The following is a 2,766-nucleotide window of genomic DNA, read 5'->3' as shown; positions in this document are numbered from 1 at the left end:
GTAATATGTGGCGCGGGTCCATCTGAATGGATGGACCCTACACGGAGCCTTGAACACAGAAATTCAGACAACCCCAGATGTGCTGACACGTGCTTTCGATGAGCGCCGCAAATTGAACCTCAGAATGAACAACAAGAAGGTCGCACCGAGCAATGCCGGATCAACTACAAGCTAAGCGCCCACATTTCATTCTTCGAGACACATCTCAAGCCGTCGAGTTCAAAGCGCACTCTGCTGGCGGTGGATCGACACGCAGCGTGCCGACGTTGCCCCGGCAGCAGCACGGTGCATCCCTTCGCGACCAGGTTGAAAACTTGAAGCCCGCTGCAGCAGAGGCGGTGCAAGGTCAGCGAGACCTGCAACTGGAAAGCGGGTTGGGCTTGCAAATCCAGTTTTCCAGCCAACCTGATGTCGAGTTGGCATTCGAGAGCTTGGCGAACGAAACCAGGAACATTGAACTTCTCAGTGTTCGCCGCGAAGGCAACCAGACCTTCGCCAATGTCTTCGTTCCTGATGGAAAGCTGGCGCACTTCGAGAAATACATATCCGACTATCTGGAGGAGAAGAAGGACAGTCGCGGTCAAGCGCGCGATCACCGGAAGCTGTTGGATGCCATCGAATCCATCCGAACTGCAGAAATCAGGGCTCTGTGGACTGACGCTCCCGAACTGCTGCCTGACGATCTTGCGACCGCCTTCTGGTGGGAGGTATGGCTTCCGGTTCGAGGGGCGGGGCAGCGGCAAGTCGTTGTAGAGGACTTCAAGAAGCTTGCTCGATTGGCGGAATGTGTCGTCAGTGACAAGCAGGTCAATTTTCCCGAACGCACGGTGTTGTTGATGTATGGGTCGCAGCAGCAGTTCTCGCGGTCGGTGATGACGCTGAACTGTGTCGCTGAACTTCGCTACGCCAAGGAGACGGCCGAGTTCTTCGACGGCATGGGCATCAGTGAACAACGGGAGTGGGCGGACGACTTGCTGCGTCGCGCCCAGTTGAGGCCATCAGGCGACACCGCTCCGCGAGTCTGCTTATTGGATTCCGGCGTGACGCGCGCGCATCCGCTCTTGGAGCCGTTGATGGATGCGAGCGATTTGCATACCGTGGAGCCGGCCTGGGGCGTGGATGATGAGGCCAATCATGGCACTGGCTTGGCGGGCTTGGCTGCCTATGGCGATCTCACAGACGCCCTGGCGTCTGCGGATTCGATCAACGTCCCTCATCGGCTGGAGTCAGTCAAGCTGATACCGGCGGAAGGTGCGAATGAAGGCGATGCGCGCCACCATGCTTACCTTTTCATGGAAGGCGTTGCGCGGCCTGAAATCTCCGCTCCGAATCGGTCGCGCGTGTTCGCTTCGGCGGTGACAGCCTCGGACTACCGTGATCGTGGTCGTCCTTCCTCGTGGTCTGCTGCCGTCGATAGCCTTGCTGCGGATACCGATGGGGTCGGTGAAAGCCCGCGTCTGTTCGTGCTGTCCGCCGGCAACACGCGCGACCCCAATGCATGGGCGGGGTATCCAGATAGCCTTTCCACCAATCTCGTGCATGACCCTGGCCAGGCATGGAACGCGATCACGGTGGGCGCTTTTACCGACAAGATCGACACGGAAGGTCATCCTTCCTTGAAGCCCGTTGCCGAAGCCGGCGGCCTCAGCCCTTTCACGACAACAACCAGGACGTGGGATCGGGCATGGCCCTTGAAACCCGAAGTGGTGCTGGACGGAGGCAATGCAGCCAAGGATGAGCTGGGGGCGGTAGGCATGGCCAGCCTGAACTTGTTGACGACCCATAACCAGCCGTTGGATCGCTTGTTCACTACCAGCAATGCCACCAGTGCCGCATCGGCATTGTGCGCGGGAATGGCGGCGCAGATCATGGCGGCCTATCCGCACCTCCGACCTGAAACCGTGCGTGCGTTGCTGGTACATTCGGCGCAATGGAGCGAGGCCATGCGGGGGATATTCTTGCCCGCAGCGCCCAACAAGGACGACTACGTTCACCTGATTCGCCATTGCGGCTGGGGAACCCCGGACTTGAACCGCGCGCTCTGGAGTGCGGGAGACTCGCTGACCCTACTGGTTGAAGACGTGGTGCATCCTTATGCAAAGGTTCAGGGCAAGGGCATCGTGACGCGCGACATGAATCTGCACTCCTTGCCTTGGCCGAAGGATGAGTTGGAGGCGTTGCAGGACACGCCCGTCGAGATGCGCATCACGCTCTCCTACTTCATCGAACCCAATCCATCGGCGCGTGGTGTTGCATCAAAGTATCACTACCCTTCGCATCGCCTGCGATTTGATGTGCAGCGTCCGCTTGATGCATCCACCGAGAATTTTGTCGCACGGGTGAATGCGGCAGCGCAGCGCGAGGATGAGGGTGACCCTGTGAACCCCTCAGATCCCAATTGGCTGTTGGGCGAACGGCAGCGGCATCGTGGTTCGCTGCATCAGGATGTCTGGAAAGGTACGGCGGCTGACTTGGCCAGCCGTGGCTTCATTGCTGTGTATCCTTCGGCTGGGTGGTGGCGGACACGGCCTGCGCTGGAACGTTATGGCCTGCCGGCGCGATATAGTTTGGTGGTATCCATTCAGACCCAGCAGACGGACGTTGATCTTTACGCTGCTATTTCCCAGAAAATCCCTGTGGCTAATGTTGTGGTTGTCGATACGTAAGAGGCATTCCAGTGTTCCGCTGTCGAGCCTGTCAGAAATTTTGTGTTTGAGGCATAGCATGACGAACAGGAGCATCTATGCCAAGCAAGAAGAAGCCGGC

At 58.4% G+C, this 2,766-nt stretch carries 1 protein-coding gene; it reads left to right on the top strand.

Going from position 1 to position 2,766, the window contains the following annotated elements; translation table 11 throughout:
* Positions 1-257: 257 nt before the first annotated feature.
* Positions 258-2,666, top strand: coding sequence for a S8 family peptidase (locus AC07RV_RS45775; protein WP_495338110.1), 2,409 nt, complete (start codon positions 258-260; stop codon positions 2,664-2,666).
* Positions 2,667-2,766: the final 100 nt, after the last annotated feature.

This window comes from Variovorax sp. GW821-FHT09B01 (assembly GCF_059418345.1).
Note: the sequence above shows the minus strand (reverse complement) of the source record. Positions and strands in the feature narration are given on the sequence as shown.